Origin of the sequence: Rhodococcus sp. BP-241, from assembly GCF_019836145.1 — a bacterium.
In the GTDB taxonomy this organism is placed as follows: domain Bacteria; phylum Actinomycetota; class Actinomycetes; order Mycobacteriales; family Mycobacteriaceae; genus Rhodococcoides.
The window spans coordinates 14399-40309 of the sequence record NZ_JABUEI010000010.1 but is presented as its reverse complement, the minus strand read 5'-3'; the positions used below and the strand labels follow the sequence as shown (position 1 = coordinate 40309).

Annotated in this window: 20 protein-coding genes and 2 tRNA genes; 9 read left to right on the top strand and 13 right to left on the bottom strand. The window is 69.9% G+C overall.

Translation table 11 applies throughout. The features are described from left to right. Positions 1-529: 529 nt before the first annotated feature. Positions 530-605: transfer RNA gene (locus HQ308_RS18135), tRNA-Lys, on the bottom strand. Between the two features lie 92 nt (positions 606-697). Beyond that, positions 698-919, bottom strand: coding sequence for a DUF3618 domain-containing protein (locus HQ308_RS18130; protein ID WP_027505503.1), 222 nt, complete (start codon positions 917-919; stop codon positions 698-700). A 112-nt stretch (positions 920-1031) separates the two neighbouring features. On the opposite strand from HQ308_RS18130, the gene bcp reads away from it, so the two are divergent. Beyond that, positions 1032-1505, top strand: coding sequence for a thioredoxin-dependent thiol peroxidase (gene bcp / locus HQ308_RS18125; RefSeq protein WP_222638574.1), 474 nt, complete (start codon positions 1032-1034; stop codon positions 1503-1505). Here bcp and HQ308_RS18120 read toward each other — a convergent pair. Continuing rightward, positions 1483-2874: a dipeptidase gene (locus HQ308_RS18120; protein ID WP_222647422.1), complete on the bottom strand. Its 1392-nt coding sequence runs from the start codon at positions 2872-2874 to the stop codon at positions 1483-1485. The two genes, bcp and HQ308_RS18120, sit on opposite strands and share 23 nt — an antisense overlap. A 31-nt stretch (positions 2875-2905) precedes the next feature. After that, entirely contained in the window at positions 2906-4243 is a 1338-nt protein-coding gene (locus tag HQ308_RS18115) for a hypothetical protein (RefSeq protein ID WP_222647421.1), read from the bottom strand. A gap of 348 nt (positions 4244-4591) precedes the next feature. On the opposite strand from HQ308_RS18115, the gene HQ308_RS18110 reads away from it, so the two are divergent. Continuing rightward, entirely contained in the window at positions 4592-5203 is a 612-nt protein-coding gene (locus HQ308_RS18110; protein WP_027505499.1) for a TetR/AcrR family transcriptional regulator, read from the top strand. A 39-nt stretch (positions 5204-5242) separates the two neighbouring features. Here the strand turns inward: HQ308_RS18110 and HQ308_RS18105 are convergent, their stop codons facing one another. Both HQ308_RS18105 and HQ308_RS18100 read right to left on the bottom strand, forming a co-directional pair. Next, the gene (locus tag HQ308_RS18105; protein WP_027505498.1) at positions 5243-5635 is read right to left on the bottom strand and encodes a holo-ACP synthase; all 393 of its coding nucleotides are present in this window, start codon (positions 5633-5635) and stop codon (positions 5243-5245) included. Then, positions 5632-14832: a polyketide synthase gene (locus tag HQ308_RS18100; protein ID WP_308115816.1), complete on the bottom strand. Its 9201-nt coding sequence runs from the start codon at positions 14830-14832 to the stop codon at positions 5632-5634. Before HQ308_RS18100 ends, HQ308_RS18105 begins: the two co-directional genes overlap by 4 nt. 451 nt (positions 14833-15283) lie before the next feature. Between HQ308_RS18100 and HQ308_RS18095 the strand changes: the two genes are divergently transcribed. The 4 genes from HQ308_RS18095 (at position 15284) to HQ308_RS18080 (ending at position 16922) form a co-directional block, all read left to right on the top strand. Further along, positions 15284-15967: a hypothetical protein gene (locus HQ308_RS18095; protein WP_222647419.1), complete on the top strand. Its 684-nt coding sequence runs from the start codon at positions 15284-15286 to the stop codon at positions 15965-15967. 12 nt (positions 15968-15979) lie between these two features. Further along, positions 15980-16064, top strand: a tRNA-Leu gene (locus HQ308_RS18090). Positions 16065-16134: 70 nt separating this feature from the next. Continuing rightward, complete coding sequence (locus HQ308_RS18085; protein ID WP_204868612.1) at positions 16135-16548, top strand: transcriptional regulator; 414 nt, start codon at positions 16135-16137, stop codon at positions 16546-16548. A 59-nt stretch (positions 16549-16607) separates the two neighbouring features. Further along, positions 16608-16922, top strand: a complete 315-nt coding sequence (locus tag HQ308_RS18080) for a DUF3817 domain-containing protein (protein WP_373425275.1) — start codon at positions 16608-16610, stop codon at positions 16920-16922. On the opposite strand, the gene rdgB is transcribed toward HQ308_RS18080, so the two are convergent. The 7 genes from rdgB to clpS all read right to left on the bottom strand — a co-directional run bounded on the left by rdgB (position 16912) and on the right by clpS (position 21899). Continuing rightward, entirely contained in the window at positions 16912-17523 is a 612-nt protein-coding gene (rdgB, locus tag HQ308_RS18075; RefSeq protein ID WP_308115815.1) for an RdgB/HAM1 family non-canonical purine NTP pyrophosphatase, read from the bottom strand. The two genes, HQ308_RS18080 and rdgB, sit on opposite strands and share 11 nt — an antisense overlap. Beyond that, a complete protein-coding gene (gene rph / locus HQ308_RS18070; RefSeq protein ID WP_027505493.1) occupies positions 17516-18268 on the bottom strand; it encodes a ribonuclease PH in 753 nt (250 codons plus the stop codon). Before rph ends, rdgB begins: the two co-directional genes overlap by 8 nt. Before the next feature lie 72 nt (positions 18269-18340). Beyond that, entirely contained in the window at positions 18341-19099 is a 759-nt protein-coding gene (locus tag HQ308_RS18065; protein WP_037185729.1) for a cyclic nucleotide-degrading phosphodiesterase, read from the bottom strand. A gap of 91 nt (positions 19100-19190) precedes the next feature. Continuing rightward, positions 19191-19835, bottom strand: a complete 645-nt coding sequence (locus tag HQ308_RS18060) for a rhomboid family intramembrane serine protease (RefSeq protein ID WP_204868616.1) — start codon at positions 19833-19835, stop codon at positions 19191-19193. Between the two features lie 67 nt (positions 19836-19902). After that, positions 19903-20961, bottom strand: a complete 1059-nt coding sequence (locus tag HQ308_RS18055) for a P1 family peptidase (RefSeq protein WP_222647417.1) — start codon at positions 20959-20961, stop codon at positions 19903-19905. Beyond that, complete coding sequence (locus HQ308_RS18050) at positions 20961-21545, bottom strand: DUF2017 domain-containing protein (protein WP_056448931.1); 585 nt, start codon at positions 21543-21545, stop codon at positions 20961-20963. Before HQ308_RS18050 ends, HQ308_RS18055 begins: the two co-directional genes overlap by 1 nt. A gap of 42 nt (positions 21546-21587) precedes the next feature. Beyond that, positions 21588-21899, bottom strand: coding sequence for an ATP-dependent Clp protease adapter ClpS (gene clpS / locus HQ308_RS18045; protein WP_222647416.1), 312 nt, complete (start codon positions 21897-21899; stop codon positions 21588-21590). Positions 21900-21959: 60 nt separating this feature from the next. Here clpS and HQ308_RS18040 point away from each other — a divergent pair, with 60 nt between their 5' ends. The 3 genes from HQ308_RS18040 to HQ308_RS18030 are packed head-to-tail and all read left to right on the top strand — an operon-like array spanning position 21960 to position 25906. Further along, positions 21960-23249, top strand: a complete 1290-nt coding sequence (locus HQ308_RS18040; RefSeq protein WP_308115420.1) for a nicotinate phosphoribosyltransferase — start codon at positions 21960-21962, stop codon at positions 23247-23249. Between the two features lie 2 nt (positions 23250-23251). Next, positions 23252-23806: an isochorismatase family protein gene (locus HQ308_RS18035; protein WP_056448937.1), complete on the top strand. Its 555-nt coding sequence runs from the start codon at positions 23252-23254 to the stop codon at positions 23804-23806. A gap of 42 nt (positions 23807-23848) precedes the next feature. Further along, positions 23849-25906, top strand: coding sequence for an ATP-dependent DNA helicase (locus HQ308_RS18030; RefSeq protein ID WP_308115421.1), 2058 nt, complete (start codon positions 23849-23851; stop codon positions 25904-25906). Positions 25907-25911: the final 5 nt, after the last annotated feature.

Genomic DNA, 25911 nt, shown 5'->3' with positions numbered 1-25911 from the left:
CCGGAAAATATTCGATTCACAGTCGCCGATCCCTCGACCGGTAGGGCCGGCCTTGTCTCAGGTGCCGGGTGAAGAATCGGTCCGCCTCGTCGCTGGCGTATTCGGGGACGCCGACGTGCCCACCCTAATCGGCGTGCAACATTCGGTGGTGGTCCACAGTGCGGTGATGAGCTCGTCGCCCCCGGTCGAGTCGGAGATCGGAGTTCGACGGTGTAGATGTACGGCAGGGGCGCTCCCACGATGCACAGCAACCCCCACTCCGCCCGGGGGGCGATGTCGCCGTCCGAACTCTCTGTAGCGGACGGTGGCACCCCAGGCGTCGCAGTGGGCGCGAGCAGCCTGCACCGCAGGTCATTGGACCCGGTACAGACAACTTTGCAGCCGCCTGAGCAGGCACAATGCGTCGTTCGATATTGCCGAGGAGAAGACCCGAAACCTCGAGTTTCGAGTTGCAGTCATGCATAAGTAGTGAGTGGCACCGAAACCAGAAGAGCCCCTGACCAGCTACCTGCTGATCAGGGGCCCTTTGTGGTGCGCCCACAGGGACTCGAACCCCGGACCCAGTGATTAAGAGTCACTTGCTCTACCAACTGAGCTATAGGCGCATGGTCGGAGCGGCTCGCGCTCCTCGGTGCGTGAAAGACATTAACACCTGGCGCGCAGGGAGTGAAATCGAGTCACTGACCTGCGCAGATGCTCAGCTGACGATCTTGCGGATCACCAGGATGGCGACGACGGCGCCGACGCCGATGAGCGAGAACTTCACGGCGGGCTCGTTGAGGGTGCCCACGACGCTGCGCTTGGTGTTCTCGACCAGCCGCTTCGGGTTGGCGCGCACGCTGAGCTCGTCCAGCGTCGACGCGAGCTGGTCGCGTGCGGCCTCGATGTCGCGCTCGATGTTGTCGGTGTTGCGTGCCACGAAAGCCCTCCCGGCTGGACGAAGATGCAGAACTTCTGCGGTCGCCTCAGAGCCTAGAGCACGACGCCCGGCGCGCCTGCCCGGCTCGGACGAGTCGGCTAAGTTTGGCATCGTGACCACGACCTCGAGACTGTCCGCAGGCGACGCTGCTCCCGCCCTGTCCCTTCCCGACGCCGACGGCAACACCGTGTCGCTGGCGGACTACGCCGGCCGACGCGTGGTCGTCTACTTCTACCCCGCCGCGGCGACGCCGGGGTGCACGAAGCAGGCGTGCGACTTCCGCGACAGCCTGGCGCAGCTCAACGATGCGGGCCTCGAGGTGATCGGGGTGTCGCCGGACAAGCCCGCCAAGCTGACGAAGTTCCGCGACGACGAGGGCCTCACGTTCCCGTTGCTCTCCGATCCGGAGAAGTCGACCTTGCAGGCGTGGGGCGCGTTCGGCGAGAAGTCGATGTACGGCAAGACCGTCACGGGCGTCATCCGCTCGACGTTCGTCATCGACGCCGACGGCAAGGTCGAGGTGGCTCAGTACAACGTGAAGGCCACCGGCCACGTCGCCAAGCTCATCCGCGATCTGAAGCTCTGAGCCGCCACTGCTCGGGCAGGCGGCTCAGGAACGCTGCTTCGGCCACCGCGATGGTCTCGATCTCGCTGGGGTCGACGCTCTCGTTCGGTGCGTGAATGGTCGACAGCGGCTCCTCGACGCCCATGAGGACGATCTCCGCGTCCGGAACCGCGCGCTGCAGCGCGGTGCACAGCGGAATGGAACCACCCTGCCCGGCGAACTGCACGGGCTCGCCGTAGGCGTCGCTCAGCGCGGTCATCAGCGTGCCGTACGCGGGGCCGTCCGTACGGGCGGCGAAGGGTGATCCGACGGCATCCGGCGTGACCGTCACCCGCGCGGACCACGGCGCCGCATTCGTCAGGTGAGTGACGAGCAGATCACGCGTCTTCTCGGCGTCCATGCCGGGCGGTACGCGCAGTCCGATGCGCGCGGACGCGCGAGGCACCACGGCGGCGGCGCTTCCCACCACGGGTGGGCAGTCGATGCCCATGACGGTGACGGACGGCCGGGCCCAGAGATGGTCCGCGATGGACCCGCTCCCGGTGAGCTCCACACCGTCCAGCACGCCCGCATCCGTCCGGAAACGCTCGACCGGATACTCGGCACCGTCCCACACGCCGGAACCGTCCACCCCGTCGATGGTGGTGTCTCCGTTGACGTCGTGCAGTGTGGCGAGCATTGCCACGAGGGCCACCAGTGCGTCGGGCGCAGGACCGCCGTACATGCCGGAATGCACTGCGCCGCGGAGTGTCTCGACGTCGACCCGCACGATCGCCATGCCGCGCAGCGACGTCGTCAGCGTCGGCGTTCCGACGGCGATGTTGCCCGTGTCGCCGATGACGATCACATCGGCCGCGAACAGTTCGGGACGATCGTGCACCAGGTCCTCGAGGCCACCGGTCCCGGTCTCCTCCGAGCCCTCGCACACCACCACGATGCCCACCTCCGAGTCGGAGCCGAGCGCACGGAGCGCCGCGAGGTGCATCAGCACGTTGCCCTTGCAATCGGCCGAACCGCGGCCGAACCAGCGACCGTCCCGATCGGTCAACTCGAAAGGCGCGCTCTTCCAGAGAGACTCGTCGCCCGCAGGCTGGACGTCGTAGTGCGAGTACAGCAGGACCGTCGGAGCACCGTCCGCAGCGCGGCGCCGACCGATGACGGCCGCCGATCCGTCGGACGTCTCGTGCAACTCCGTGTCTTTCACGCCGGCGTCGCGGAATGCGTCCCGCACCCACTCCGCGGCGGAGCGGCACTCGGACGGCGGCGCCTGCTCGGGATCGGCGATGGAGCGAAAGGCGACGAGGTCTGCCAGTTCGGCGCGCACTCTCGGCATGCTCGCACGCACGCGGTCTCGGAGCTCGGACAACTGCGCATCGGTACCAGAGGTCATGGAAAACAGTCTGGCACCTCGACACGTCGACCTACTGCGGGAACTCCTGGTTCAGCCACTGCCCGGTCTGCTGCCAGTGCTTCGCCCACGCCTCGTCCTGCAGCTGCTGCGGGGACTTGTTCGGATCCTGCTCGGGCACCGGGACGGTGAACTGCGGAGCGGGTACCGCACTGGGAGAGGACGACTGCTGCTGTGGCGGCGTGGTGGTCCACGGCGTGGGCGCCGGCGCAGCGGCGGTCGGCGACCAGGGTGCTGCCGACGGCGCGGTCCAGTCGGAGGCCGCGGCGTCTGCTGCGGCGTCCTCTGTCGGAACCGGCGCTGCCGGAGCAGCGGGGGCCGGCGACGCGGCCGGAGCAGCGGGAACCACCGGTGCCGCGGCTGCGGGAGCATCTGCCACCGGGGACGCGGAGCCACCGTTCGGGGCCTGCTGCTCAGCGGCGGTGTTCTGGGGCACGCTGTCCGATCCACCGGACATCACGGCAGCGGTACCGATGCCCGCCGCGACCAGCGCTGCTGCTGCAGCAGCGCCGGCGAACCCGACGAAACGGCGCGAGCGGCGACCGGTGGGAGCGACGGACGCGGCCGTCACCACCGGGATGGCCTCGGTCCGAGCATCGTCGATCGGATCGACGACAGCAGGTGCCACGACGGCGGGGAACACCTCGGTGTCGGTGTCGGACGACGTCGTGGGAGGAATGACCTCGTCGACGGGCGTGACCTCGTCGGCGGACGCGACTCGGGGTCGAGCAGCCGCGGCGGCACCTGCCACACCGGCACGTGCCGCTGCGGACTTCGAGATCGGCGACGCGGACGCGCCCGACTTCACGACGCCGGACTTCCCCGCACCGGTCGCGGACCGGCGTACCGGCTTGGCCGGGACGGGACGCGTCGGGCGCAGAGGTGGGCGGGCTGCCGCTGCGGCGGCGGCGACAGCGGAGGGTGTGGTTCGCTGCCAGGGCGCGACATCGTCGGCAGGAGGAGTGGCGTCGTCGTCGAGTGTCGCGCCGTCGGCGGGCGTGTCCGCGACGACCGGGGTGGGAGAGTCGAAGACGGGAACACCGAACGCGAGTTCGAGGATGGGCGGAGCCACGTCGATGTCAGCGGCAGCGCCCGAGGTCACGACGGACATGACACAGGCGTCGGCGACGTCCACCAGGTCCCACAGCATCGGCACCGTCAGCCCGATCTGCTCGGGCGAGAAGTCCTCGAGGTCGATCGACTCGGCGACGCCGAGGTCCGACCCGTCGATGGGAGACAGCAGGGACGCCGTCACCGTGGACCCGTCCAGGTGATACAGCAGAACGGCGGAGACCACGGTGGTGTCACCACGGGTCTCGGGTGCGCTGCTGTTGCGGGGGGTGTCGTTCATGATGTGCCTCCTCTTCTCGAAGACGAACCGGAAGCCGACACAGCCGTCGTGACTCCCCCGAGACCGGCCTGAACGATCGACTACTTGCTCCGTCAGTGAACGATGCGTCTTGTAACAGTCTCTAAACATACCGTAAGTTCATATTGAATGCGGCCGAACGGTAGCTCACTGTTCGAGAACGGTGGGTCGACCGATACTGTTGGTGACGTGGAGTCGACCGACGGAGCACCGGGGCGCAGCACCCCGATCACCGAGGAGACAGCGCACGAACAGGGCCTTCACGACGAGACCGATGTCCGCGACGGGGCCGACACCAGCGAGAACGCGGACGAGAACGAGCCCGTCGAGCTGCTCCCCCGCCGCCGCCCCACCCAGGAGCGCAGCAAACGGAAGTTCGACGCGTTGTTGACGGCGTCGCGCGAACTGTTGACCGACGTGGGGTTCGAGTCGTTCACGTGCGAGGAGGTCGCGGCCCGCGCCGGGCTGCCCATCGGCACGCTGTACCAGTTCTTCGCCAACAAGTACGTAATCGTGTGCGAACTGGGTCGCCAGGATCTCGCAGGCGTGCGCCAGGAGTTCGCCGATTTCGACGGGGAGGTTCCGTCACTCGACTGGCTACGCTTCCTCGACGACTTCCTGGACCATCTCTCCAGCCTGTGGACGTCGGATCCGTCCCGACGCGAGGTGTGGTTGGCGATGCAGTCCACCCCGGCCACACGCGCCACCGGCATGATCCACGAGAAGGCGTTCGCCGCCCAGGTGGAGCGGGTGCTCGCACCGCTCACACCCCGCACCCCACGTGCCCGCCGCAACCTCATGGCCGAGGTGCTCGTGCACGTCGTCTACTCCATGCTCAACTTCTCGGTGCAGGACGGTCAGAGTCACGCCGACGCCGTCGCCGAGCTGAAGCGCCTGATGGGCGCCTACCTGTTGGTGGCAGAAAAGGAGAGCCGACGCTGATCGCGTCGGCTCTCCTCTTCTCCGTCATTCGTCTGACGATCACTCCTCGAGGATCGCCACCGCTCCCGCCATGTCGCCGTCGTGGGTCAGCGACAGGTGGATCTTGACCGTCGGCAGGAACTCCGCGGCCATGCCGTGCAGCTTGATCGACGGACGTCCCCACGCGTCGTTGACGACCTCGATCAGCGGGTACGGGTTGTCGCCGATCTGGGGCGCACGAGCGAAACGTGATGCGGCCCAGGCCTTCAGCACCGCTTCCTTGGCGGCCCACCGCGCGGCGTAGTGCCGCGCGGGGTCCGCACTGCGCGTGGCGGCGTGGCGGCGCTCGCCGGCAGTGAAGCTGTCGCGGACCATGGTGGTCCCGACCTTCTCCATCTGCTCGGCGAACTCCGAGACCGACACCAGATCCAGACCGACTCCCAGGATGCTCACTCGGCCACCGTACGGTAGACGTCGTCGGCGCCGAGGCGAGAATCTTCGCTCAGCAGCAGATCGATCTCGAGCTCGTGCTTCGCATCGCTCGAGGTGCCGTCGTGGCCCAGTCGGCGATCCTCCGGACGCTCGTACAGCGAGGATCCGCCGCACATCGCCTCCATCAGCCGCCGCTTGCCTGCCACCACACGTGCCTGCGCCTTCGCCGTGTACTCCTCGCGCTGCGCGGCCGGAACCGCCTCGAGGAACGCCTGCGGGTGCACCACGGCGATGATGCCGGACACGTGGCCGAAGCCGAGGCTGGTCAGCAGACCGGCCTTGAACGGCAGCCTCTCCCCGAAGCGCAGCGGTTCGCGTACCCAGACCAGGTTCTCGAACTCGGTCATCGTGTCGTCGACGCAGTCGAGACTGCGGTTCGGCGGGACGACGCCCTCGGCCAGCACCTGGCACAGACCGATCAGCTGGAAGGCGGCAGCTCCGCCCTTGCTGTGTCCGGTCAGCGACTTCTGCGAGACCACGAAGAGGGGGTTGCCCTCTGTGCGGCCCAGTGCTCGGGCCAGACGCGTGTGCATCTCCGCCTCGTTGGGATCGTTCGCGTTGGTCGACGTGTCGTGCTTGGAGACGATCGCGATGTCGTCCGCGGAGACGCCGAGTGCGCTGAGCGACAACGCCATCGCCGAGTCCTGACCGCCGCGGGCAGCGCCGAGGGCGCCGAGACCGGGAGCCGGGATCGACGTGTGCACGCCGTCACCGAAGGACTGCGCCCATCCAACGACACCGAGGACGGGCAGGCCCATCTCCAGAGCGAGGTCACCGCGAGCCAGCAGAATCGTTCCGCCGCCGTGCGACTCGACGAAACCACCGCGTCGACGGTCGTTGGCTCGGGAGAACCGGCGATCCGAGATGCCCTTGGCGTGCATCGCCGAGGCCTCCGCCGTCGCCGACATGTCGCCGAAGCCGATGATGCCCTCGGTGCTGAGGTCGTCGAACCCGCCGGCCACGACGAACGTCGCCTTGCCGAGCCGGATCTTGTCCACGCCCTCCTCGACCGAGACCGCCGCCGTGGCGCAGGCCGCGACCGGGTGGATCATCGCGCCGTAGGACCCGACGTACGACTGCACCACGTGCGCCGCAACGACGTTCGGCAGCGCTTCCTGCAGGATGTCGTTCGCACGAGCGTCACCCAGCAGGGTGTCGATGTACAGCGAGCGCATCGACTCCATGCCGCCCATACCGGTGCCCTGCGTATTGGCGACCAGCGAGGGGTGCGTCCAGCGCATGAGCTCGGACGGGGTGAAGCCGCTGGTGATGAACGCGTCGACCGTGCAGACGATGTTCCACAGCGCGACCCGGTCGATGGAGCTCGCCATGTCCGGCGAGATGCCCCACTTGGTGGCGTCGAATCCCGTGGGGATCTGACCACCGACCGTGCGCGTCAGCTTCATCTGACGCGGTACGCGGATCTCGGTGCCCGCCTTGCGCGTGACCTGCCAGTCACCCTCCGCGTTCTGGTTCACGACCGTCCGCTCGGGATCGGCACCGACGAAGGCGCGTGCCTCCGCCTCGCTGCCGACGACGAACGTCAGATCGTTGTCCAGGAACACCGAGGTGAGCAGCGGCGCGGTGTTGTTCACCATCGCGCCGTCGTCCTCGTACTGCCGGATACCGCAGCGTTCGACGACCGTGTCGTGGTACCGGTCGGCGATCTCCGCCTCGGGCACCAGATCGCCCGACTCGGCGTCGTACCACCCCGGCTTGGGATCGTTCTCCCAGACCACCAGACCGGTGTTCCACGCGAGTTCGAGAACGCCTGCCGCCGAGAGCTTCTCGTCGACCTCCATCTCGAAGCGGGTGCGTGCGCTGCCGTACGGCCCGAGCTCGCCCGTACCGACGATGACGACCATCTCGGACGGCTCGATGTCCAGAGCGGTCCACGCGGGTGCTGCGGGCTGCTCGTCGAGCCGCGGCGGCGCGGGAAGCGCGTCGACGGTGGCGAGTGCCTCGGCGACGGCGTCGTCCGCGACGGCCTCGTCGGCCGCCTGCTTGGCGAGTGCGGCCAGATCGAGGCCCGCCTCGGCGAGGCCGCCGGTGAGATCGACCTCGAGCGGTGCCTGCGCGGCGGCGGTCCGGGACTCCTCGTCGCAGGTGGCGAGCAGCTGCTCGGCCATCTCCGCCGTGGACCAGGTGCGCACACCGGCCGCCTCGGCAGCGTTGGCCACCGGGTCGTTGTGACCCATGAGGCCGGTGCCGCGGACCCAACCGATACGGGCGTGCACCAACGTGACTCGCTCGGCCCAGGTGCGCTCCGCCTTCCAGCGATTCACCACGGCGTCGAGCGCTGCCTTGGACTCGCCGTAGGCACCGTCGCCACCGAACAGTCCACGGTTCGGCGAACCGGGAAGTGTCACGTGCAGACGGGTGTCGACGTCGCGGTCGTGACCGATCTTCGACAGACCACCGATGAGACGCTCGACCGACCAGAGCAGGACGCGCATCTCCATCTCGGCGCGGGCACCGGCGTCGGACAGCTCGCCGGCGACCCGCGGTGCCGCGAAGGGGAACAGCATCGTGGGGGTGACGGCGGGCTTGACCAGCTTCTTCGCGCCACCGGCCGAATCGATCTGGTCGCTGCCGATCCACTCGATCAGGGCATCGACGTCGGCGTACGAGGCCATGTTCGCCGGGACCACCCAGAGGGCTGCTCCCGCAGTGGCATTCGTGCGGTAGAGCTCACGGTAGAACCCGACTCGGCTCTCGTCGAGACGCGAGGTGGTGAGGAACACGGTCGCACCGCCGGCGAGCAGTTCCCCGGTCACCGCAGCGGCGATCGAGTTCTTGCTGGCGCCGGTGACGACCGCGACCTGTCCGGCCCAGCGGGTGGACGCCTCGGTCGACTGCGCCGCAGCCGACGCGATGGCGCCGTAGGTGGCCGCCAGGTCGCCGCGCCCCTGGGCGTCGGCCTTCTGCTGCCACCAGCTCGCCTGGGACGCGACCGCCGTGCCGGTTCCGGCGAAAGTGTCGACAGCGAGTGCCTGAGCCTTCTCGTCCCCCAGCCACAGCCGGGCGAGATCCTCACGCGCACTGGCCCAGCGGTCGTCGATCAGCACCGCCTTGCGGGCGTCGAACGACGGAGCGACCAGACGCGGCCAGTCGGTGCCGAGCTCGGTGGACACCAGGTCGACCAGCTCGGCCTCGCTCGCGTCCGCCTCGGGCAGGGTGAGGTTCTCGGCGAATCCGAGCTGTTCGAGGACCAGTCGGGCCGCCGAGGCCAGCACTCCGCTGCGCCCGGTGATGTTCTCGGTGAACTCACCCAGGGCGGCCGCGTCGACGGTGCCACCGCCGCCGCTGCCCCCACTGGAGGGCATGGAAACCTGGATGCCGCGTCGCTGACCGACCGCAGTCACGGCTGCGTCGATGACCGCGTCGACCGCGGCACCGTCGGCGACGGCACCGTCCGCGAGACCACCGAGGTCGCCGCCGCGGATCGATGCGCCGTCCCTGGTGCCGAGAGCGACCTCGGCGGTGACGTGGTGGGCCCACCCGTCACCGAGCTGCCACACCTTGGCGACGCGCTCCGCGATGGAGCCGGGACGACGTCCCGACGGTCCGAACACCTTGCGCAGGTGATCGTTCACCGAGTCGCTGAGCACCGGCCCGAACGGACGGTAGGTACGTGCCAGCTTGTTGACGGTGCCGGCGAGGGCACCCATGTCGGCGTCGGCCGCGCCGTCGATCGCACCGAGCGACAGCTCGGAACCGAGATCGACGAGCAGCTGGTTACGCCGGGACGAGACGCCGTCGCACAGTGCCTCGATGGTGTCGGCGGGGCCGATCTGATCGATGCGGAGCTTGGTCCACAGGGCGATCAGCACGGTCGTGGCGTCCGACGCCGTGAACGCGATGTCGTCGGGACGCGGCCCACCGGCCGGTGCCGCGGGAGCAGCGACCGGGGCGGCGACGGCTGCCGGGGCAGCCGCCGGATCTGCAGCGGGAGTCTCGGACTCGGGCTCGTCCGCCATCTCCGGGTCGGTGTCCGTGGAGAAGACGACGGCCGCGTCGCGCTCGATGTTGAGCACCTCGACGGGGTGGCCGATGCGACCGGGGAGCTTCAGCGTGTTGGTGGCGAGGTTGGCCACCGTGGGAACGGATCCCAGACCCACCTCGACGAAACGCTCGATGCCCAGTCCGCCGTCCGACTCGTCGGCGAACAGCAGGTCCTGCGTCTCGATCCACCGGACCGGGCTGGCGAACTGCCATGCCAGCAGCTCGGTCAGGATCACGCGGCACAGATCGGCCGGGCGGGCGGCCCAGTCGTCCCACCGACCCAGGACGTCGGCCAGCGGCTCGGACGGCACCAGGTCGGCGATCTCCTGCACGAAGTCACGATCGAGCGTGAACAGACGCGGAACCAGGTTGGGGATGTAGCGGCCGACGAGGATCGACGGGTCGATCGTCTCCGGGAGCAGCTCGAGGAGACGAGCCCGGAAGTCGTCCACACCGCCGCGCAGAACGGTGGAGTGGAACGGGACGTCGATGCCGGGGACCAGGATGAAGGCCCGCTTGCCGCCGAACTCGGCACGGCGACGGTCGATCTCGCGCTCGAGCTCCTCGAGACCCGCGACGGTGCCGGCGATGGCGTACTGGGAGCCGCGCAGGTTGAGGTTGACCACCTGCAGGAACTCGCCGGTGCGCTCACCGATGGACTCGACGAATCCGATGACGTCGTCGTCGGCGAGGCCGACCTGGGACGGACGGATGGCGGCCATGCGGTACTGGCTGCGGCCCTTCGCATCACGCGGGACCAGCTGGTGCATGGCGGAGCCGCGCTGGAAGACCACTTCGAGGACGGCCTCGAGCGGCAGGACCCCGGCGACGGCGGCGAGAGCGTTGTACTCACCGACGGAGTGGCCGGCGAGGAACGAGTCCTCGACGAACGCGCCGGACTCGCGGAGCTCGGCCACCTGGGCGACACCGAGCACGGCCATCGCGACCTGGGTGAACTGGGTCAGGTGCAGGACGCCGTCGGGATGACGGTGGGTCACTCCCCTGGCCCGCAGCTCGGTCGGGTTGTCCCGCACGACAGCGAGAATGGAGAAGCCGAGGGCAGCGCGGGTGTGCTTGTCCGCACGCTCCCAGATCTCACGGGCGGCCTTCGAGCGAGCCCGTGCGTCGAGTCCCATGCCGGGCTGCTGGATGCCCTGGCCCGGGAACGCGTAGACCGTCTTCGGTGCGGCGATGCGGCCGGTGGCCATCATGACCATGTCGCCGTCGACCTTGCAGGAGACCTCGACGATCTCGGAACCGGCCTCGTAGCCGACGCGATCGACGCGGACGTCGATCGAGGCGCCGGGACGCACCATGCCGAGAAAGCGCGTGGTCCACGCCGTGAGGCGACGCGGCGGAGTCGTCGCGGCCGGATCGACGGCGGTGACCACCTGCTGCGCGGCAGCCGAGAGCCACATGCCGTGCACGATGGGATCGCCGAGACCGGCGAGACGTGCTGCGGCGTCCGAGGTGTGGATCGGGTTGTGGTCGCCGGAGACCTGAGCGAACGCACCCATGTGACGCGGAGCCGTGATGGTGGTGTCGCGGCGACGGCGGCGCGGGGTCTCGACCAGCGCGTCGGTGACCGACCCGCCGGCGCGCGGCGGATCCGACAGCGTGCCGGTGCCGGTGCGGCCACGGATGGCGAACCGCTCGACGAGGGTGGCGACGACGGGAGCGTCGAGGCCCTCGCCCAGCATGGCGCCGATCTCCACGGAGACCTCGACCACGCGGCCGAGATCGGTGTCGACGACCTCGCCCGACTGCGCCTTCACCACCAGGATGCTGTGGTGGTCCGGCAGCGTGCCCATGAGATCGATGCGGTGGTCGAGGTGCACCAGGTCGAGCATGCCCTCGATGACGGAGCCGGCGTCGGCGGTACGCGCCGAGCCGAGCACGGCGAACACGGCGGGCCAGCACGCTCCGACGAGGACGTCGGGCACGGCCGAGTGGCCGACGCCGTAGTCCGCGGGGAGGCCGGAGCCGGTGACGCCCGCATGGTCGGCGACGAGGTCGGGCGACCAGGCGATGTTGAGACGAGCAGCGCCGCCCTTGACGGTCGGGAGCTCCTGTCCCGCAGCGACTCCGAGCAGCGCGGACATCGACGACTCGGCGTCCGCGTCGGTGACGAGCGGCGCTCCGCCGTCGACCGCGGAGGCGGGGACGGTGATCCGGATGTCGACGCTCTTGCCGGGCGAGAGCGGGACCGAGAGGAGCACCTGGTCCGAGCCGGCGACGGTCAGCGTGGCGCCGGTACGGGCGTGGGTGGCGGCCTCGTCGGACACGACGTCCCACTCGGACAGTGCACCGAGTCGACGAACGGGGTTGGGTGCGAGGCGCGATGCCCAGGTGATGTCCGGAGCGGCGAGCACCATGCCCACGAGACCGCCCGCGATGTCGGGATGACGGCGGGTGGCGACGGCGACGGAGTCCGCGCCGGAGCCGAGCAGGCGGTCCGCGGTGGCCTTCTCGAAGCGGTTCAGCAGATCGCCGACCGGCTCGTTCAGCCGGTCGATGCCGGCGACTGCCACGGTGCCGGGGATGACGCAGACCTGGTCTGCCGAGTACCGCGCGTCGTGGGCCTGCCACAGCGAGTCACTGCGCCACCAGCGGCGGACGTCCTTGTCCACGACGGGAACGAAGTTGACCGGCTTGCCGGGGATGCGGCACAGCGAGATGAAGAACGGCACGTCGGCCGGGTGCAGCTCGACCGTCGAGGCGTCGGGGTAGGCCGCGACGAGTGCCCGCAGGGCATCGGCGGGGCGATCGAGGATGTCGTCCTCGGCGAAGAGGGTGGGAACGGGGCCACGGTCGACGGGGTGCAGGCGGGCCTCGGCGCGCTGGAGCATGTCGCGGAAGCGGACGCGCCACGTGACGTCGAGCCACGGAGTGTCGGTGTCGATGTCGTGCCCGACGGCGAGCTCGAGGTAACGCTCGAGCCAGCGCAGGTACGTCATGGACGCGACGTCGCCGAAGTACGGCTTCGCGGTGGCGTCGAGAGCGGCGATGATCTCGTCGCGGCGGGCGGCCACGGCCTCGTCGTCGCCGGCGACCTCGTCGAGCAGACGACCGGTCCGCGAGGCGGCGTTGTCGATCTCGTGGATGTCCGCGCCGAGCTGGCTGCGGCCGGAGGCCATGCCGCCGATCGCGGTGCCGGCACCGACCCAGTCGGGCGTTCCGGGGGTGTCGACGAGGAGCTGCTTGACCTCGGGGGACGTTGTCGCCTCGAGCGTGGCCATCGCGGCGGTGCCGACGAGGATGCCGTCGAGCGGCATGGCCGGGAAGCCGGCGGCCTCCGACCAGCGTCCGGTGAGGTAGTCGGCTGCGCGCTCGGGAGTTCCGATGCCGCCGCCGACGCAGATGACGATGTTGTCGTGCGACCGCAGCTCCGCGTAGGTGGCTACCAGCAGGTCGTCGAGGTCCTCCCACGAATGGTGGCCACCGGCGCGGCCACCTTCGATGTGGACGATGACCGGGTAGTCCGGAACCTCGTTGGCGATGCGGATCACGGCGCGGATCTGCGCCACCGTGCCCGGCTTGAAGCAGACGTGGCTGATGCCGACCTCGGTCAGCTCCTCGATGAGCGCGACGGCCTCGTCGAGCTCGGGGATGCCCGCGGTGACGACGACGCCGTCGAACGGCGCACCCGCCGTGCGGGCCTTCTGCACGAGGCGCTTGCCGCCGAGCTGCAGCTTCCACAGGTAGGGGTCGAGGAAGAGCGAGTTGAACTGCACGGACCGGCCCGGCTCGAGGAGCTCCTGCAGCTCGGCGACGTGGCCGGCGAAGATCTCCTCGGTGACCTGTCCGCCACCGGCGAGCTCGGCCCAGTGGCCGGCGTTGGTCGCGGCGGCGACGATCTTCGGGTCGACGGTGGTCGGGGTCATGCCCGCGAGCAGGATCGGCGACCGACCCGTCAGCTTGGTGAAGGACGTCTCGACGGCGGTGTATCCGTTCGGGAGGGTGACCACGGACGGGGCGAAGTCGCTCCACGGCCGGTCCACCTCGGGTGCGGCGCCGGGAGTGAGGAGGTTGCGGTGCCCGGTGCGGGTCGACGCGGCGACGACGCCCACGCCGTGGCCACTGATGTTCGATGCGGTCAGGCGGGTGAGGGCGTCACCGGGACCGAGGTCGAGGATCCACGAGGCGCCGGCGGTGACCACGGACTCGGTCGCGGCGACCCAGTCGACCGGATCGACCAGGATGGCCTGCGCGAGTGCGCGGGCACGGGAGACGTCGACGCCACAGCGCTCGGCCCACTGGCCGACGACGTCGACGGCCTCACCCATCTGCGGGTGGTGGAAGCCGACCTCGATGTCGAGGGGTTCGAAGACGGGAGCGAAGATCGCGCCGCCACGCTTCTTGGCGTCACGCTCGCGGGTCTCGGTGGCCGAGATCTCCTCGCAGCGCTGCTGCACGCGGACGAGCTTGGTGTACGGACCGCTGAGGACGACGCGGCGGCGACCGTTGCGGATGGCGACGACGGCGGACGTCGTGGCGTCGTCGCCCGCGACCTCGTCGACGATGGCCTGCAGACGGACGGGGTCGACGGCGGAGACGGCGATCATGGGAGCCCGCTCGCCCGAGCCGATGAGGGCACGGCGGCGGCCGACGAGACCGGCTGCGGCACCGATGAGCTGCGCGACGGCCAGCAGTTCGGCGTCACTGCGTCCGAGATCGGCGACTGCCGCCTCGGCGAGGACACCCTGCGAGTGGCCGATGACGGCGGAGGGCGGAGTGGCGGTCCAGTCCAGTCCCTGCACCGACAGCGCGCGCAGTGCGGCGATCTGGGTGAGGAGGACGCCGGGGACGGAGACGGCCGCGGAGGCAAGGGCCGCGGTGGACGGACCGGCCGACGGATCGTCGGCGAGCTCCTGCTCCAGCATCCAGGCGATGGGATCGAAGCCGAGGGGCCGCACGACCAGGAGCTCCTGCGCCACGGGCGCGAGGATGTCGGCCGCGGTGTTGACGAGATCGGTGATCTGCGGCTCGAGTGCACAGTCCCGGGTCAGCTCGTCGAGGGTGGGCAACCAGGGCGCACCCTGGCCACCGAAGGCGAACGCGTAGGGCTCGCCCGCGACGAACCGCTCCGCGAGCGACTCCGCCCGATCGGTGGAGCGCTGGCGGTTGGGGGGAGTGCTCTCGTTGATGGTCACGCGTGCGTGTCCTCTCCTACCTCGGATCGCGAGGTGCTGGGTACTTCTGACGCTGGGCTCGTTCGACGTGGCTGAGTTGTTCGACGTTGCTGGGCCACCGGCGACACGAGACTCCGGGAGCCCGAGACGGTGGGCAGTCGTCATCGACGGACCACTCGCATCTCGTGGGCTCAAGGATGACACGGAATCATGAGGAATTCCTCACGTTCTGTTTGACGTCCTAGTGCTACCCGCGGGTACGTCGTGATCGTGGCCAGAAACGGCGGCTCAACTGACCCGAAAGTAGGGTCGATCGCTGCAGACCAGGGCGGTTTCTGCGAGCGCGGAACCTGAGGAATTCCTCGTGTTTATCGTTACCAATTCGTTATACCAGCGGACGGGCGGTTCCTGTCGGACCGTCCGCCTACCTTCCTGATCGCACACGTCGTGCACCGAGACCGGGGGGACTCACATGACCGACACCATCGCAGCGCTCGTCGACCGTTGGACGCGGACTGCCACCGCTACCGCCGTCGACGCGGTGATTCCACGAGAGACCTGGCCGTTCTGGTTTCCGGGGTGGGCCGGGGACGTCGAGGCCGCTCTCCTCGACGCCGTGTTCTCGTCGAGAGCGACGTACGGCGGTCCCACCACGGGAGTGCGCCGGGTGATCGCCGCGTGGCGGCACTCGCGCGGCGGCGCGGTGGACGATCTCCGCGCTCTCACCACGCTCGATGCCGACGTCGTGGACAACCGGCAGCGGGTTCCGGGGAATCACTCGACCAAGGCCGACGCCGCGCGGGCCGTCGCCGCCGCACTGCTCGCAGTCGGGGTGACCGGGGCGACGGACGTGGACGGGTCCGAGACGCAGCACGACGCGTTCGTCTCCGTCGCAGGTGTCGGCGAGCTGTCATGGGAGTGCTTTCTCGGCGCCCTCGGCGTGGCGTCACCGCTGAGCGACGCCGGGGTCGACGACTTCCTGCGCGTGACACTCGCCGTGACCGTCGACGGAGTCGAGGACCGGAACGCCGTCCTGGACGCGGTCGCAGGTGACCTCGACACCGACCGCGCGACGCTGCGGCACGCGGTGTGGCGCTACCAGCGTTCGCTCGTCCGCAGGCCGCGGACCCGCGAGGTGCCGGCCGAGGTCGTCTAGACTCACCTGCACGCGCGAGTGGCGGAATTGGCAGACGCGCCAGGTTTAGGTCCTGGTGTCTCAGGACGTGGGGGTTCAAGTCCCCCCTCGCGCACCAGCAGGTGAGTCCCACCACGACCCCTACGACGCGGTGTCGTTGACCGTGCGCGGTCCGGTACCGTCGTGGTGTGGATCAGAGCCGGGACACCACCTCCAGGACGCGCCGACCAGCACTCATCGTGCTGGTCATCGTCGCTGCCTGCGGATGCCTGGCGCTCGGGTACTGGCAGTGGGAACGATTCGAATCGTCGTCCGGCACGGGTCAGAATCTCGGCTACGCCTTCCAGTGGCCCCTCTTCGCCGCCTTCGTCGTGTTCGCCTACCGACGGTTCGTCCAACTCGAGGACACCGTGGACGAACCGGTGGAGTCCACGGTGATCACCGAGATCCCCACCGATCTCCTCCCGCAGCGCCCGACAGCTCGGGCGACCCGCGTGTCCGACGACACCGCCGACGACGAGGAGACTCGTCAACTGCGGGAGTACAACAGCTATCTCGCGGAGTTGGACGCCGGCCGCGAGAACGACAGGAGCACTTCGTGAGCACCGCAGAACCTCGTCCCGCCGCTCGAAGCACCGGGGGTCGGCCGACCGACCGGCGGATCGAGCCCGCGCTTCTGCGCTATCGCGTTCTCGCCTACGCCACCGGCGTATGGCTGCTGGTGCTGACCGCGGAGATGGTGGCCAAGTACGTCTTCGGCGTCGAGAACCTGCCCGGGTGGATCGCGATCGTGCACGGCTGGGTCTACTTCGCGTACCTGATCGTCACGCTCGACCTCGCCGTGAAGGTGCGCTGGCCCGTCGGCCGCACCATCGGCACGCTCCTCGCCGGCACCGTGCCGTTCCTGTCGTTCGTCATCGAGCACCGCCGCACCCAGCAGGTGAAGCGGGACTTCGCCGTCCGACCTACTGCGTGAGCGCGGTGATCTCCGGGAGCAACCGGCGCAGCGCGACGCCGCGATGGGACGACGCGTCCTTCTCCGCGGGCGTCATCTCGGCAGCGGACTGCCCGGCACCGTCCGGAACGAAGATCGGGTCGTAACCGAATCCACCGCTTCCAGCACGGGTTCTCGACACACTCCCCCGCCACTCGCCGCGGACCACGTGCTCACGTCCGTCCGGCAGCACCAGCGCACAGGCGGAGACGAACGCCGCACCGCGCCGCTCGTCCGGCACGTCGGCCAGTTGCGCCAGCACCAGCGCGGTGTTCGCCTCGTCCTGGCCGTGCTGCCCCGACCATCGCGCCGACAGCACTCCGGGCATACCGTTCAGTGCGTCGATCGCGATCCCCGAATCATCTGCCACACACGGCATTCCGGTCGCGGCAGCGCCGTCCCGAGCCTTGATCAGTGCGTTCTCCTCGAAGGTCGCCCCGGTCTCGGGAGTCTCCGGGTACTCGGCGACCTCGTCGAGCCCCACCAGTTCCACGCCGCCGACCTGCGCGGCATCGAGCACCCGCCGCAGTTCGGCGAGCTTCTTCGCGTTGCGGCTGGCGACGAGGAGCCGTACGTCAGGCACCGGGCAGCTCACCGGGGTAAGGGGCCGCGAGAGCCTCCTTCTGGATCGCGAAGATGCGCTCGCAGCCGGCGAGGGCATTGTCGAGCATGGCGTCGAGGGTGGACCGCGGGAAGGTCGCGCCCTCGCCGGTGCCCTGGATCTCGACGAGTGTTCCGGTGTCGGTGGCCACGACGTTCATGTCCACCTCGGCGCGGGAGTCCTCCTCGTACGGCAGGTCCAACCGGACGCGGCCGTCCACCACGCCGACCGACACGGCCGCGATGGCGCAGGAGATGGGCTGCGGATCGGCGAGCTTGCCGTGAGCAGCGAGGTAGGTGACGGCGTCGGACAGTGCCACGAAGGCCCCCGTGATCGCCGCGGTGCGCGTCCCGCCGTCGGCCTGCAGCACGTCGCAGTCGAGGGCGATGGTGTTCTCACCGAGCGCGGCGAGATCGATGCAGGCCCGCAGCGAGCGCCCGATGAGTCGGCTGATCTCGGACGTGCGTCCGCTGACCTTGCCCTTCACCGATTCGCGGCTGTTGCGGGTGTGCGTCGCGCCGGGAAGCATGGCGTACTCGGCGGTGAGCCAGCCGAGCCCGGATCCCTTGCGCCACCGCGGCACCCCCTCCTCCACGCTGGCGGTGCACATCACCCGGGTGTTGCCGAATTCGACCAGCACCGATCCTGCCGGGTGCGAGGTGAAACCGCGGGTGATGGTGATGGTGCGGAGTTCGTCGTCTGCTCTGCCGTCTTCACGTGTGGACACGCCTGCCACCCTAGTCGGGTCGCCGACACGGCCCGGGGACGGACTGCCGCGCCCCGAGGGACGTGCGAGCGGTCAGACCTCGACGACGTAGCCGGGTGAGACGGCGTGCACCGGACCACCGAACTCGGCCTTCGCCTCCGCGACGACGTCCTCGCGTGACGTCCACGGCGGGATGTGGGTGAGCAGCAGTTCCGAGACCTCCGCCATGGCCGCCAGCCGGCCGGCCTCGGTACCCGAGAGGTGTACGCCCTGAGGGCGATCCGCGGCGTGTGTCCACGACGCCTCGGCCAGGAGCACGTCGGCCCCGGTCGACAGTTCGACCACCGCGTCGCACATTCCGGTGTCCCCGGTGTAGGCCAGGACGGTTCCACTCTCGGTGGTGATGCGCATGCCGTAGGACTCCGGCGGGTGGTACACGCGTCGCGGCTCGATGGTCAGCGCACCGAACGTCACCACGGAACCGTCTCGGAGGTACCGCAGATCGAGGGTGTCCGACATGTCGTCGATCCGGCCACCGCTCTCCGCGGACGCCACGCCCAGACGGAACGCCATGTCCGACGGCCCGAGGACCACGGCACGGCCCTCCACCGCAGTGGGGCCGTACCGGCGCCAGACCAGCAGTCCGGGGACGTCGAGGCAGTGATCGGCGTGCAGGTGCGACAGCAGCACGTGCACGTCGGCGGGGTTCACGTACTTCTGCAGGGCACCGAGAACACCGGGGCCGAAGTCCATGACGAGCGGAGCGGTGTCGGGCGCCTCGATGAGATATCCCGATGCCGGCGAGTCCGGACCCGAGACACTGCCCGAACAACCCAGAACCGTGAGACGCATGGGTGTCATGCTGCCACGCGCGGTGAGAGGTCCGAGAGAGTTCGGCGACACACCGTGTCGTGAGATGTCCGAAGGGTGCGCACGGCTCCTGTCACCGGTGCAGTGTGGGCGACGGCGGGAGCGTGCGCGCGGCGCGTTCCCGGCGTGCGGCACCGGCGAACATCCAGGCCGCCAGCACTCCCGCGAGTGCGCCGAACAGGTGGCCCTGCCACGACACGTCCTCCTGCGTCGGGAGCACCCCCCACAACGCGCTGCCGTAGACGAGCAGCACCAGGACCCCGACGAGCAACTGCCCGAGATCGCGGGCGAAGACGCCGCGCACGATGAGGTAGGACAACCACCCGAACACGATGATCGAGGCGCCGACGTGCAGGGACGCGGTCTCGCCCGTCAGCCAGGTGCCCAGCCCACCCACGATCCACACCACCGCGGTGACGGCCAGACCGCGCGCGATGCCCGAGAGCATCAGCACGAATCCCAACACCAGCAGCGGAACGGTGTTGGCGAACAGGTGGTCCCACCCGTGGTGAAGCAGAGGGGCGAAGGCGACGCCTTGGAGACCGTCGACCGATCGGGGGCCGATGCCGTGCCGGTCGAGGGCGAGACCGGACGCCACGTCCACCGCCTCGATGACGTACAGAACGGCGACGAAGCCACCGATCACCATGGCGGCGCTCGCCCAGCGCGAGCGTCGCGGCTGCGTGGCCGGCTGAGCGCCGGAGGTTCCGAGGGTCATGGCGTCCCCGATCGTGAGGCGAGAGGTGATGTCCGGTTTCGACGATACTCGAGAGTGCGGGTCGGACTCACGCGCCGGAACTCGGGAACACGTCCCGATAGGCGGGAACCCCGGCCACCGCCGTCGCGGCGAGGATCGCCCGCGCGATGGCGCGCTCGACCACCGGGGCGACCGCCGCGCACACTCCGTCGAGCACGGCCAGATGGGGCATCATCATCGGCATGTCCACCTCGGCGGGGCGGGCGGCCGCCCGTCCCGTCGCGACGGCGAAGATCGTGTCGCCGTCCAGCGGCGAGTGGGCCGGTCGGATCGCGCGTGCGAGCCCGTCGTGTGCGGCGACGGCCACCCGCCGGCACTCCGACTCGGTGAGCTGCGCGTCCGTGGCGACGACGCCGATGGTCGTGTTGAGGGAGGTGTCCTTCGGCGCGAGCTCGGCGGCCGCCCGCACGTCGTCCGCACTCGGGGTTCGCAGGCCCACCTCCGGGACGGACGCCGCACTCCACAGGACACCCGTCGCGGGGTCGAAGACCGATCCGACGGGATTGACGACCATCAACGCGCTGACCACCAGACCCGCCGCGGCGCCGGTCTCGATCCGTGTCGACGCGCTGCCGACGCCGCCTTTCAGGAGCCCGGCGCGCGCGCCCGTCCCCGCGCCGACGCATCCGAGCGCGAAGTCGGCGGACGCGGTTGCCGCAGCCGCTCGTCCGAACTCCGCGTCCGGTCGCACGGACCAGTCCCCCATCGGTAGATCGAAGATCACGGCGCCCGGCACGATCGGGACGACACGGTCGTCTCGGCCCATCCGCACGCCGCGCCGATGCTCCTCGAGGTGGCGCATGACTCCGTCCGCCGCCGCGAGACCGTAGGCGGAACCGCCTGTCAGCAGCACCGCGTCGATCTGCTGCACGGCGTGGGACGGATCCAGCAGGTCGGTCTCGCGGGTACCGGGCCCGCCGCCGCGGACATCGACGGCCGCGGTGACCGGCGCGTCCGTCATGACGACGGTGCAGCCGGTCGCGCGTCCGACGCCGTCGTGGTGCTCGTCGGACAGCGTGACCTCGGGATCCAGCACGTGGTGGTGTCCGACGGTCAGTCCGGCGACGTCCGACAGCAGGTCGCGCATCACGGCATGAGTACCTGGACCAGCGAGTCCTGCATCCAGGTGAGCCAGTGGTAGACGTCCAGGTGCGGTGCTCGCGGATCGTCCTCCTCGAGTTGGTCGGGGGTGTCCGCATCGATGCCGAGGGTGGTGCCGAGGGCCAGCCGGACGTCGTTCAGCCCGGTCAGCCAGGAGTCGGCCTGCTCGCGGGTGAGAACGATCTTGCCGCCGCCGTTCGGCAGCGTCGACAGGATGGTCGCGCCTGCGGCGCGCTTGATGTCGATGATGTCCGGCTCGTACAGGCTGCGGAGGGCGCCGTTGAGGTCGGCCTGCTCGGCGAGCGCGTCGGACTCGGCCGTGTCTGCGCCCTCGGGCCGGTGGAAATCGGGAAGCAACCGCGCGAGCGTGGGGTCCTCGGGAGCTGAGGTGTTGCCGGATCGCATGCCGGTGAGCTCGGCCAGGTCGTCGGTCGGCGCCTCGGCGCCCCGTCGCTCCAGCAGCCCCACCACCGACTCGACGAGCGACCGCAGGACGGCCACCTCGCGGCCGTCCATCTCCGACTTGAACTTGACGCCGCCCAGCGCGTTCTTCCGGGTCCACATGCGCACGACGACGGTCCTTCCAGAGTGGGTGAGACGAGTGTTCGAGAGTCAGACGTCGTGCTGCATGGTGGCCCACAGGCCCGCCGCGTGCAGCTTCTGCACGTCGATCTCCATCTTGTCGCGGGGCCCGCTCGTGACGACCGCCTTGCCTTCCGAGTGCACCTGCATCATCAGCTCCGTCGCCTTGTCCTTGCTGTAGCCGAACAGCTTCTGGAAGACGTAGGTGACGTAGTGCATCAGGTTGACCGGGTCGTCCCAGACGATGGTGACCCAGGGTGTGTCCGTCGCGGTGTCCTCGGACACCTCCACAGCCTCGTCGGGCGTGGCCTGCGGAAGTGTCGCGGTGAGATCCGAAGCCATGCCGCCCAGGATACGGCGTACATCGGTCGCCCCGTGACACGGTGACCGCTCTATGGTGCAGTGGTGACCTCCACTGCGCTGTTCACCGATCAGTACGAGCTGACCATGCTGTCGGCCGCCCTCCGCGACGGTTCGGCGCATCGCGCCTGCACCTTCGAGGTGTTCGCCCGGCGGCTTCCCGACGGGCGGCGGTACGGCGTCGTCGCAGGCACGGGCCGCTTCCTCGATGCTCTGCGCGACTTCCGCTTCGGCGAGGACGAACTCGCGTCGTTGTCGTTCCTCGAGGCGGACACCCTCGACTGGCTCCGGAGCTACCGGTTCGGCGGAGACATCGACGGTTACCGCGAGGGCGAATTGTTCTTCCCCGGCTCCCCCGTCCTGTCCGTGCGCGGCACCTTCGCCGAGTGCGTGATCCTCGAGACGCTCGCACTGTCGATCTACAACCACGACAGCGCCATCGCCGCCGCGGCCACCCGCATGGTCTCCGCGTCCGACGGCCGGCCGCTCATCGAGATGGGTTCTCGACGCGCCCACGAGGAAGCGGCGGTGGCCTCGTCGCGCGTCGCGTACATCTGCGGTTTCGCGGCCACGTCCAACCTCGAAGCGGTCCGCCGCCACGGCATTCCGGGCGCCGGAACCAGTGCGCACGCCTTCACGCTGCTGCACACGGGCGTCGACGGGCCGGACGAGGCCGCGGCGTTCCGCTCGCAGATCGCCGCCCTCGGTGTGGGCACCACGCTGTTGGTGGACACCTACGACATCACCGCCGGCGTCGCGACGGCCATCGAGGTGGCCGGGCCCGAGCTCGGCGGCGTGCGCATCGACTCGGGCGATCTCGGTGTCCTGGCGCGGCAGGTCCGTCGGCAGCTCGACGACCTCGGCGCCACGCGCACCCGCATCGTCGTCTCGGGCGATCTGGACGAGTACGCCATCGCCTCGCTGCGGGCCGAGCCCGTGGACACCTACGGCGTCGGCACGTCCGTCGTCACGGGATCGGGCGCACCGACCGCCGGCATGGTCTACAAACTGGTCGAGGTCGACGGCATCCCCGTGGCCAAGCGCAGTTCGCACAAGGAGTCGCGCGGTGGACGCAAGCGCGCCGTCCGCCTGGCCCGCAGCACGGGCACCGTCGTCGAGGAGCTGGTGACGAAGGCCGGCGCGCCGTTGCCCGCGACCGATCCGTACACGGTGCGGGAGCTGTCCGTACCCATGGTGCGCGGCGGCGAGATCGTGCACACCGCCACGGTCGAGGACGCACGCACGCTGGTCGCGGAGGGCCTGCGATCACTGCCCTGGGAGGGACTCGGTCTGTCCCAGGGAGATCCGGCCGTGCCGACGGTATTCTCCTGACCGTGGCCACCGCACTCGTCGTCGTCGACGTCCAGAACGATTTCTGTGAGGGCGGCTCGCTGGCCGTCGAAGGCGGGGCGCGAGTCGCCGCCGCCGTCAGCACGCTCGTCGCAGGCGCGAGCTACGACGCCGTCGTCGCGACACGTGATCACCACATCGACCCCGGCGCCCACTTCTCCGAGACCCCGGACTACGTCGACAGCTGGCCGCGGCACTGCGTCGTCGGCACACCCGGCTGCGACTTCCACCCCGATCTCGACCTCACCCCGATCGAGGCGGTCTTCTCGAAGGGCGAGTACGACGCGGCCTACTCCGGTTTCGAGGGTGCCGACGAGTCCGGCACAGGCCTCGCGGAGTGGCTCCGCGCTCGGAACATCGACGCCGTCCACGTCGTCGGCCTGGCCACCGATCACTGCGTCCGCGCCACGGCCCGCGACGCCGCGCGCGCCGGCTTCGAGACGACGGTGCTGCTGGACTACTGCGCCGCGGTGAGCCCCACGACGGTGCCGGCAGTTCTCGCCGAACTGGCCGACGAGGGTGTACACGCCGACCGCTGACCGAGAGCCCGACGCGTCGGCACACCGGCGTAACCTCGCACGGTGCCGCCGAAGTCGAAGTCCGAGTTGCCCACCGTTCCGAGTCTGCTCAGCACCGCGGTGACGGCGCTCGGCGGCACCGAGCGCACGGCCCAGCTCACCATGGCCTCGGCCGTCGCGCACAGCATCGACACCGGCGAGCACCTCGCGGTGCAGGCGGGCACCGGCACCGGCAAGTCGCTCGCCTACCTGGTTCCGTCGCTGCGGCACGCGGTGACGTCGGGGAAGACCGTCGTCGTGTCCACCGCGACCATCGCGCTGCAGCGTCAGCTGGTCGACCGCGACCTGCCGCGTCTGTCGAAGGCTCTCACCACGGCCCTCGCGCACGAACCGACATTCGCGATCCTCAAAGGCCGCGGCAACTACCTGTGCCTCAACAAACTGCACGGCGCACCGTCCGACGCTCCGGAGGAGGAGCTGTTCGACGCCTTCGCCGTGTCGCGGCTCGGCCGTGAGGTCAAGCGCATCACCGAGTGGTCCTCGGACACCGAGACCGGTGACCGCGACGAGCTGAACCCGGGCGTGTCCGATCAGGCCTGGCGGCAGATGAGCGTGACCTCCCGCGAGTGTCTGGGGAAGTCGCGCTGCCCCTACGGCGAGGACTGCTTCGCCGAGCTCGCCCGGGTGGACGCGGCGCGCGCCGACGTCGTCGTCACCAATCACGCGATGCTCGCCATCGACGCGATCACCGGCATCTCGGTGCTGCCCGAACACGACGTCGTCGTGGTGGACGAGGCGCACGAGCTCGTGGACCGGGTGACGTCCGCGGCGACGGCGGAGATGTCCGCGACCGCGGTCGGCGCCGCCATGCGTCGCTGCGGGAAGCTCGTGGAGGACGAGATTCTCGACCGACTGGCCGGCGCGGCAGAGGGTTTCGCCGCGTTGCTCGACGAACTCGAGGGCGGACGCTGGGAGGAGTTGCCCCCCGGCGCGTCCCAGACGATCGCGAGCATCCGCGACGCCGCGTGGGCCGTGCGCACGGCCATCGGGCCGGCCAAGCAGGGCGGCGCCGCCGCGGACCCCGACGCGGCGGCCGCGCGGACCGCGGCTCTCGCCGCCATCGACGACGTGCACGACACCGCGGTGCGCATTCTCGAGACGTACGAGGAGAGCGATCCCGCGAAGCGGCGGGACGTGGTGTGGTTGGCCGTCGACGAGTTCCGCGGCGTCGTGAAGCGGGTGGTTCGGGTGGCACCGCTGTCCGTCGGCGGACTGCTCCGGACCCGGCTGTTCGCGGAGTCGACCGTGGTCCTCACCTCCGCGACGCTCACCGTGGGCGGCTCGTTCGACGGTCTCGCCGTCAACTGGGGTCTGCCGGCCGCCAACCCCACCCGCGTCGACGCGGCCCTCGCGACCGGCACCGAGGCACCGTCCGACGCGGACACGTTCCGGTGGAACTCGCTCGACGTCGGATCGCCGTTCGACCACGGCAGGGCCGGCATCCTCTACATCGCCAAGCACCTCACCGCACCGGGGCGCGACGGTACGTCGCCGAGTCAGCTCGACGAGATCGCGGGGCTCGTGCGCGCCGCGGGTGGCCGCACTCTGGGACTGTTCTCGTCGATGCGGGCGGCGAAGGCCGCGGCGGCCGAGATGCGCGAACGGCTGGACACCCCCGTGCTGTGCCAGGGCGACGATGCCACCGGCGCCCTGGTCGAGCGCTTCGCGCAGGACGAGGCCACGTCACTGTTCGGCACGCTCTCCCTGTGGCAGGGCGTCGACGTCCCCGGTCGGTCACTGACCCTCGTGATCGTCGACCGCATCCCGTTCCCGCGACCCGACGATCCGCTGCTGGTGGCGCGGCAGCGCGCCGTCGAGTCGCGCGGAGGCAACGGGTTCCTCGCCGTCGCCGCGAACCACGCGGCGCTACTGCTGGCCCAGGGTGTCGGCCGACTGCTCCGCAGCGTCGACGACAAGGGCGTCGTCGCGGTGCTCGACTCCCGACTGGCCACGGCGCGATACGGCGGCTACCTCCGGGCGTCGCTCCCACCGTTCTGGGAGACGACGGACCCGGAGATCGTGCGCAAGGCGCTGACGCGCCTCACCGCCACCCAGACCTGAACCTG

What these genes read in the sequence shown, in the direction of transcription:
- HQ308_RS18115 (WP_222647421.1), bottom strand. Translation starts at nt 4,243, where the DNA reads ATGAACGACACCCCCCGCAACAGCAGCGCACCCGAGACCCGTGGTGAC.
- HQ308_RS18120 (WP_222647422.1), bottom strand. Translation starts at nt 2,874, where the DNA reads ATGACCTCTGGTACCGATGCGCAGTTGTCCGAGCTCCGAGACCGCGTG.
- HQ308_RS18095 (WP_222647419.1), top strand. Translation starts at nt 15,284, where the DNA reads ATGACCGACACCATCGCAGCGCTCGTCGACCGTTGGACGCGGACTGCC.
- HQ308_RS18055 (WP_222647417.1), bottom strand. Translation starts at nt 20,961, where the DNA reads ATGCGCGACCTGCTGTCGGACGTCGCCGGACTGACCGTCGGACACCAC.
- HQ308_RS18060 (WP_204868616.1), bottom strand. Translation starts at nt 19,835, where the DNA reads ATGACCCTCGGAACCTCCGGCGCTCAGCCGGCCACGCAGCCGCGACGC.
- clpS (WP_222647416.1), bottom strand. Translation starts at nt 21,899, where the DNA reads ATGGCTTCGGATCTCACCGCGACACTTCCGCAGGCCACGCCCGACGAG.
- HQ308_RS18065 (WP_037185729.1), bottom strand. Translation starts at nt 19,099, where the DNA reads ATGCGTCTCACGGTTCTGGGTTGTTCGGGCAGTGTCTCGGGTCCGGAC.